General features: G+C 64.1%; 8 protein-coding genes. 7 read left to right on the top strand and 1 reads right to left on the bottom strand.

From position 1 onward, the window contains the following. Positions 1–84 precede the first annotated feature (84 nt). On the bottom strand, positions 85–525 hold the full coding sequence (locus GGD62_RS39120; RefSeq protein WP_183714407.1) for a hypothetical protein: 441 nt from the start codon (positions 523–525) through the stop codon (positions 85–87). Between the two features lie 585 nt (positions 526–1,110). Between GGD62_RS39120 and trbB the strand changes: the two genes are divergently transcribed. The 7 genes from trbB to trbL are packed head-to-tail and all read left to right on the top strand — an operon-like array spanning position 1,111 to position 7,609. Then, the gene (gene trbB, locus GGD62_RS39115; protein ID WP_183714405.1) at positions 1,111–2,109 is read left to right on the top strand and encodes a P-type conjugative transfer ATPase TrbB; all 999 of its coding nucleotides are present in this window, start codon (positions 1,111–1,113) and stop codon (positions 2,107–2,109) included. Beyond that, the gene (locus tag GGD62_RS39110) at positions 2,106–2,447 is read left to right on the top strand and encodes a TrbC/VirB2 family protein (RefSeq protein ID WP_183714402.1); all 342 of its coding nucleotides are present in this window, start codon (positions 2,106–2,108) and stop codon (positions 2,445–2,447) included. The genes trbB and GGD62_RS39110 overlap by 4 nt, the downstream gene beginning before the upstream one ends. Beyond that, on the top strand, positions 2,447–2,722 hold the full coding sequence (locus GGD62_RS39105) for a VirB3 family type IV secretion system protein (RefSeq protein WP_183714399.1): 276 nt from the start codon (positions 2,447–2,449) through the stop codon (positions 2,720–2,722). The genes GGD62_RS39110 and GGD62_RS39105 overlap by 1 nt, the downstream gene beginning before the upstream one ends. Positions 2,723–2,729: 7 nt before the next feature. Continuing rightward, a complete protein-coding gene (gene trbE, locus GGD62_RS39100; protein WP_183714395.1) occupies positions 2,730–5,168 on the top strand; it encodes a conjugal transfer protein TrbE in 2,439 nt (812 codons plus the stop codon). Next, positions 5,165–5,920 (top strand): P-type conjugative transfer protein TrbJ, encoded by a 756-nt coding sequence (gene trbJ, locus GGD62_RS39095; RefSeq protein WP_183714392.1) that lies wholly within the window; start codon positions 5,165–5,167, stop codon positions 5,918–5,920. The genes trbE and trbJ overlap by 4 nt, the downstream gene beginning before the upstream one ends. A 10-nt stretch (positions 5,921–5,930) precedes the next feature. Further along, entirely contained in the window at positions 5,931–6,236 is a 306-nt protein-coding gene (gene trbK-alt, locus GGD62_RS39090) for a putative entry exclusion protein TrbK-alt (RefSeq protein ID WP_183714389.1), read from the top strand. 11 nt (positions 6,237–6,247) lie between these two features. After that, positions 6,248–7,609, top strand: coding sequence for a P-type conjugative transfer protein TrbL (trbL, locus tag GGD62_RS39085; RefSeq protein ID WP_183714385.1), 1,362 nt, complete (start codon positions 6,248–6,250; stop codon positions 7,607–7,609). Positions 7,610–7,612: the final 3 nt, after the last annotated feature.

Below are 7,612 nucleotides of genomic sequence, written 5' to 3'. Positions count from 1 at the left end.
TCGCAGCGGCAATCGCCGCTCCGACATCAATCCCCCACGACATCCAATAGGAAACGCCAAATCGGAAACGGATTTGTTGGTTTTTCAGCGGACTGTTAGGATCGCCAACCCATGGAGCGTAAGCGTCGCCATGGCGTCGTCGAGCGCCTCGTAGGCGCCGAACAGATACCGTAACATGCCCAAGCGTCTGAGCTCGGGTTCGTCGCCGGCCATCACTGCTTCCGCGCCATTGAGCAGTGCGCCCTGCCTTTTTTCGCCCAGTTCATACTGATCAAGCAGTTCGTGGGCCAGATAGTCGGGATTTCGGATCCAAAAGTCTATCGCCTGGACACGCATCTCGGCCTCGATCACCTTGACGCATCCTTCAGGGGCATCCCTGCTCGCACGCTTCCCGGCGCGATCAAGAATGAACAGAATTCTTACGGCATCCCGCCGTTGAGCAACCTGCAATTCAGCTGCAGATGCGCTGCCAGAACTCACTTCGGACACTACGCGCCTTTCTGAAAACGACGGAATAACTGTCACGGAAAGCCAACATCCTATCCGCGAGTCAATAAGATTCGCAAACTCTAAGCTGCGGCCGCCTTTGTCACAAGGTATAGTGTCGAGAGGCGCTAGTCGAATGGGGCGCGGCACCGACAAATTTCGGCGCCTGCGAGCGGACTTCTCAAGATCCGCGAAGGGTCAAACGCCGTCCATAACGGTCGAGCCCAGCTGTTTCGGCTTCGCCCTCGAACGGGACATTCATCAGCACTCGTCCCAACGCTAGGGCCGGAGTGCGAAATAAGCGACGATCAAACTGATGATCAGGAAGACCCGCCAGACAGCCCAGCAAGCGCTCGACTGCCACGCTTACTACAACGTAGAACACAATGAGGCCGCGAATGATCGCCAGCCCGTATAAGAAGATTGGGATGGCGGCCGAGTTGAACATAGGAGGCCCGGTCAGGGTCCGATGAGCACGCATTCGATCCGGCAAGTATTTTTTCTCTCCACTACGCGGGCTCTCTACGACGGCTGAATACTTGTTGAACTAACCCATTTCCTGCCTTTTCTATCCATCCCCGTCGCCGATCGCATTTCTCGATCGGCGTTCGACGGGGGACGATCGTGGCGGGCACTTCACTCCATTCGGAAGCGTTCTCGCGTGGTGCGCGCATGCTGCGCACCGCGCTTGGCCCCTCGATAGCGACATTCCTCGAAGACCCGACGATCGTCGAGGTGATGCTCAATCCCGATGGTCGGCTCTGGATTGACCGGCTGTCGGGTGGTCTGGAGGACAGCGGGCGCACAATGTCCGCCGCCGATGGCGAGCGGATCGTCCGTCTGGTGGCGCACCATGTCGGCGCTGAGGTCCATGCCGAGAGGCCGCGTGTCTCGGCCGAGCTTCCCGAGACGGGAGAGAGGTTCGAAGGACTCCTCCCGCCTGTCGTTGCGGCGCCGGCCTTTGCGATCCGCAAGCCCGCGGTCGCGGTGTTCACGCTCGACGATTATGTCGCCGCCGGCACCATGACGGCTGATCAAGCGGCGGCGCTGCGGGCCGCCGTCGCATCGCGCAAGAATATCCTGGTCGCTGGCGGCACCTCGACCGGCAAGACCACTCTCACCAATGCACTGCTCGCCGAAATCGCCGGCACCACCGATCGCGTGGTACTGATCGAGGACACGCGCGAGCTGCAGTGCCGCGCACCCAATCTGGTCGCGCTACGCACCAAGGACGGCGTCGCGTCCCTCTCCGATCTGGTTCGGTCCTCGCTGCGTTTGCGCCCCGATCGTATTCCGGTTGGGGAGGTGCGGGGCAGTGAAGCTTTGGAGCTCCTCAAAGCCTGGGGCACCGGCCACCCCGGTGGGATCGGTACGATTCACGCTGGGACTGCGCTGGGCGCGCTTCGTCGCCTCGAACAGCTCATCCAGGAAGCCATCCTCACTGTTCCCAAGACCCTGATCGCCGAGACGATTGATGTCGTCGCGGTGCTGCGCGGTCGCGGCAGCGAACGCCGTCTCGCTGAACTTGCTCTCGTCGCCGGCCTCGATCCCGCCACCGGCGATTACCGCGTCCAGTCCGCCGAGGCGGGCGGCGCAACTTCACCTCCCGGAGCTCCATCATGATCCAGATTCCTTCCGCGATTCGTCGTACTCGACACCGCTTCACCGACGCTGCGGCGATCGCGCTGATGTCCATCGCGTTCGCGCCCGCGGCCTACGCCTCCGGCTCCTCGATGCCCTGGGAAACGCCGCTCAACCAGATCCTGGAATCGGTGCAGGGGCCGGTCGCCAAGATCATGTCGGTCATCATCATTACCGTGACCGGCCTGACGCTCGCCTTTGGCGACACCTCGGGCGGCTTCCGCCGGCTGATCCAGATCGTCTTCGGCCTGTCGATCGCCTTCGCCGCCTCGAGCTTCTTCCTGACGTTCTTCAGCTTCTCGGGTGGGGCGCTGGTCTGATGGCTGCGCTTGTCGATCCAGACGTGCCGGGCTTCTTCGCGCCGGTCCACCGCGCGCTCACGGAGCCCATCCTGATGGGCGGTGCGCCGCGCGCGGTTGCGATCGCCAACGGCACGTTGGCGGCGGCCATCGCGCTCGGTCTGCGCCTCTGGATCCCCGGCGCATTGATCTGGGCCGTGGGCCACGCCGCGGCCGTCTGGGCGGCCAAGCGCGACCCGCAATTCGTGGACGTCGTTCGACGTCACCTTCGCTATCCGCCTTACCTCGCCACATGAGGCCTCCATGCTGAACCTCGCCGAATATCGCAATCGCCCCACCAGCCTTCCCGACTTCCTGCCCTGGGCCGCGTTGATCGAACGAGGCGTGGTCCTCAACAAGGACGGATCGTTCCAACGGACGGCGCGCTTTCGTGGTCCGGATCTCGACAGCGCCACGCCTGCGGAGCTGGTCGGGGTGACGGCCCGCCTCAACAACGCGTTGCGCCGTCTCGGCTCAGGCTGGGCGATCTTCGTCGAAGCCCAGCGCAGCGCCGCCCAGACCTATCCGTACAGCGCCTTTCCCGATCCCGCATCAGCACTGGTCGACCTGGAGCGGCGGGATGCTTTCGAGGAGGCCGGGGCGCATTTCGAGAGTCGATACTTCCTGACCCTCGTCTGGCTCCCACCGGCCGAGGACGCCTCGCGGATCGAGGGCTGGCTCTATGAAGGCCGTGCGCAGAGCGGCGTCGACCCGCACGAACTGCTGCGTGGCTTTGTCGATCGGACCAACCGCGTCCTGCAATTGGTCGAAGGATTCATGCCGGAGGTGGCGTGGCTCGATGATGGCGACACGCTGACCTACCTGCATTCGACGATCTCGACCCGGCAGCAGCGCGTACGCGTCCCCGAGACGCCAATGCATCTCGACGCGCTGCTCACGGACGAGCCGCTCGCCGGCGGCCTCGAGCCGCGTCTCGGCAGCCACCACCTTCGCACGCTCACCGTGGTCGGTTTTCCGACCGCGACCCATCCTGGAATCCTCGACGAGCTCAACCGGCTTGCCTTTCCCTACCGCTGGTCGACACGCGCGATCCTCCTCGACAAGACCGAGGCGGTGAAACTGTTGACCAAAATCCGCCGGCAGTGGTTCGCCAAGCGAAAGTCGATCGCGGCCATCGTCAAGGAGGTGATGACGAACGAGGCCTCGACGCTGGTCGATAGCGATGCGGCGAACAAGGCGGCCGATGCTGATCTCGCCTTGCAGGAACTGGGTACCGATGATGTTGGGCAAGCCTACGTCACCGCGACCGTCACCGTCTGGGATGAGGATCCCGGTCGCGCCACCGAGAAGCTTCGCCTCGTCGAGAAGGTGATCCAGGGACGCGACTTCACCTGCATGCCGGAAGGAGTGAATGCGCTCGAAGCCTGGCTTGGCTCGCTGCCGGGCCACGCCTACGCCAACGTTCGCCAGCCGCCGCTCTCGACATTGAATTTGGCCCACATGATCCCGCTTTCGGCGGTCTGGGCGGGGCCGGCGCGCGATGAGCATTTCCGTAGCGCGCCGCTGTTCTTCGGCAAGACTGAAGGCTCGACGCCGTTCCGCTTCTCGCTGCATGTCGGCGACGTCGGACATACCCTGATCGTCGGCCCGACCGGCGCCGGCAAGTCCGTGCTGCTGGCGCTGATGGCGATCCAGTTCCGCCGCTACCGCAAAAGCCAGATCTTTGCCTTTGATTTCGGCGGCTCGATCCGTACGGCGGCACTGGCCATGGGCGGCGACTGGCACGACCTCGGCGGCAGCCTCTCGAACAGCGCCGAGGACTCCGTCTCGCTTCAGCCGCTCGCGCGGATCGGAGACGCCGCGGAGCGCGCCTGGGCTGCTGAATGGGTCACAGCAATCCTCGCCAAGGAAGGCGTCACTATCGACCCGACCGCGAAGGAGCATGTCTGGTCGGCGTTGACCTCACTGGCTTCCTCGCCCGTCGAGGAACGGACGATCACCGGACTGACAGTTCTGTTGCAATCGACCGCGCTCAAGCAGGCGCTACAACCTTATTGCGTCGGCGGTGCGTCCGGCCGGCTGCTCGACGCTGAGGTTGAGCAGCTTGGCTTGGCGTCAGTCCAGGCTTTCGAGACCGAGGGTTTGATCGGGGCGGGCGCGGCGCCCGCCGTCCTCACCTACCTGTTTCACCGCATCGAGGGCCGGCTCGACGGCCGGCCGACGCTCCTCATCATCGACGAGGGTTGGCTCGTCCTCGACGATCCCGCCTTCGCCCAGCAGCTTCGCGAATGGCTGAAGACGCTGAGGAAGAAGAATGCATCCGTCGTCTTCGCCACGCAGTCGCTCTCCGACATCGACGGCAGCAACATCGCACCCGCGATCGTCGAAAGCTGCCCGACGCGCATATTCCTGCCGAACGAGCGCGCGATCGAGCCGCAGCTCACGGCGATCTACCGGCGCTTCGGTCTGAATGATCGGCAGATCGAGATCATCGCGCGAGCAACGCCAAAGCGGGACTACTACTGCCAATCGCGACGCGGCAACCGGCTGTTCGAGCTGGGTCTCGGACCGATCGCGCTCGCCTTCTGCGCGGCCTCCTCAAAGGCCGATCATGCCGCAATCGAGCGGCTGCTCGCCGAACATGGCCGCGAGGATTTTACGCCGGCCTGGCTCGCCGATCACGAGCTGCTTTGGGCCGCCGATCTCATCCCTGACCTGACAAACCTGGAGATGCAATCATGATCGCCCGCAAGACGCGCCGTAGCCTAATGATCGCGAGCGCCCTGTCGCTCACCCTGTCGTTTCAGCCGCTTTTGACGACGCAGGCGTTTGCGCAGGTGGTCGTCTACGACCCCAGCAACTTCAGCCAGAACGTGCTGACCGCGGCACGCGAGCTGCAGCAGATCAACAATCAAATCCAGATGCTGACCAACCAGGCCCAGAGCCTGGTGAACCAGGGAAAGAACCTCGCCAACCTGCCGTTGTCGACGCTGACCCAGCTTCAGTCACAGGTCGCACGAACGCAGTCACTGCTGAGCCAGGCCCAGAACATCGCCTTCAACGTTGAGCGCATCCAGACAACCTATTCCAGCACCTACGGCACGGCGGCGGCTACGGGGTCCAATGCGACAATGTTTGCCGCGGCTCAAAGTCGTTGGCAGAACTCGGTGGGCGCTTTCGAAGACTCGCTGAAGGTGCAGGCCGGCGTCGTCGGCAATATCTCGACCAACTCCAGCGCCATGAGCTCGCTGGTCACCGCCAGCCAGTCGGCAAGTGGCGCCCTGCAGGCCGCTCAGGCCGGCAACCAGCTCCTCGCCCTGCATTCCCAGCAGCTATCAGATCTCGTCGCGGTGCTCGCCGCGAAGGGACGGGCGGATGCGTTGGAGCAGGCGCGTGTGACGGCGACCGAATCGCAGGGCCAGCAGCAATACAAGATCTTCTCGACGCGCGGAGGCTATCAGCCCGGCAACGTCACCATGTTCCGCGGCAACTGAGGCGCAGGTCATGGAGCGCTCGGATATCCTTCGCGCAGGCGCGATGATCGTCGTGTTTGTGATTTTCCTCGCCGCACTGCACGTCATTCATCGGCGTCCGGCGGAACGGCCTGTATCCGATGCTCCCTCCGTGTCCGCTCCCGATGATCTTTCGGCCGAGCTGCGCCGCTGCCGCGCGCTTGGTCCCCAGGATGCCGAAGATCCGCACTGCCAGGCGGTCTGGGAGGAGAACCGCGCGCGCTTCTTCGGCAGGTCGGCGCGGCCACTTCTGCCGCAGGTCGCGCCGGCCACTCCATCGACGACCAACGTGAGGTAAGGAGACCAGGGATGAACAACGTGGGCGTCATCGACACCTTTCTCAATACCTACACCACCTATATCGATTCGGGCTTCGGCCTGATCAAAGGCGAGGTCACCTATCTCGCCTCGACGCTGATCGTCATCGACATCACCTTGGCCGGCCTGTTCTGGGCCTGGGGCGCAGACGAAGACATTCTCCAGCGGCTGGTGAAGAAGACGCTCTATATCGGGTTCTTCGCCTTCATCATCACCAACTTCAATAATCTCTCCGGCGTCATCTTCAACAGCTTCGCCGGCCTTGGTCTGAAAGCCGGCGGCTCGTCCATCTCGACGGCGGACTTCCTGCGGCCTGGCCGGCTGGCGCAGGTTGGCTTAGATGCCGGGCAGCCACTGCTGGACGCAGCAAGCCAAATGATGGGCTTCACCAGCTTCTTCGCCAATTTCGTCCAGATCGCGGTGCTGATGGTGTCCTGGCTGTTGGTGCTGATCGCCTTCTTCATTCTGGCGGTGCAGCTGTTCGTCACGCTGATCGAGTTCAAGCTGACGACGCTCGCCGGCTTCATCCTCATTCCGTTCGCCCTGTTCAACAAGACCGCCTTCCTCGCGGAAAAGGTGCTGGGGAATGTCGTCGCCTCCGGCGTGAAGGTGATGGTGCTCGCCGTGATCGTCGGCATCGGCACCGGGCTCTTCTCCCAGTTCACCACTGCTTATGGTGGCGGCCAGCCGACGATCGAGCAGGCGCTCTCCGTAGTGCTCGCGGCGCTCGCCATGCTCGGCCTCGGCATCTTCGGTCCCGGCATTGCGACCGGTCTGGTGTCAGGAGCGCCGCAGCTTGGCGCGGGCGCTGCCGTCGGCACCGGCCTTGCCGTCGCCGGCACGGCGATGGCGGGGAGCGCGGCGCTTGGGCTCGCGGGGCGGGGCGCGATGGCAGCAGCCTCCGGCACTGCTGCGGCAGCACGTGGTGGTGCGGCGATGGCGGGCAGCATGTCATCCGCCTACAGCCTCGCATCGGCTGGCCGGTCCGGCGCTGGCGGCGTCGCTTCAGGTCTCGGCGGCGCCGGCCGCGCCGTGGCCGGTGCGGCGGCAACTCCCGTCAGACGCGCCGTTGCGCAAGCGACCGGCTCGATGACGGAGAGCTTCGCATCAGGCGCCCGGTCCGGGGTCGCAAATACCGGTGGCTCCTCGACGATGGGGACCATTGGAAGCGGCGAGGCCGCAAACGATGGAGCCACATCTCAAGCGGCGAACGACAGCGGTCCGCCCGCCTGGGCCCAGCGGGTCAAGCGCAATCAGACGGTCATTCACGGTGCGCAGACAGCCGCGCAAGCCCTCAAATCTGGCGACAGCCATGGCGGCGGACACTCCGTCGACCTCAAGGGAGGAGAATAGCGA

Origin of the sequence: Bradyrhizobium sp. ERR14 (genome assembly GCF_014198235.1) — a bacterium.
Taxonomy (GTDB): Bacteria; Pseudomonadota; Alphaproteobacteria; order Rhizobiales; family Xanthobacteraceae; genus Bradyrhizobium.
This window is presented reverse-complemented; position numbering and strand designations above follow the sequence as displayed.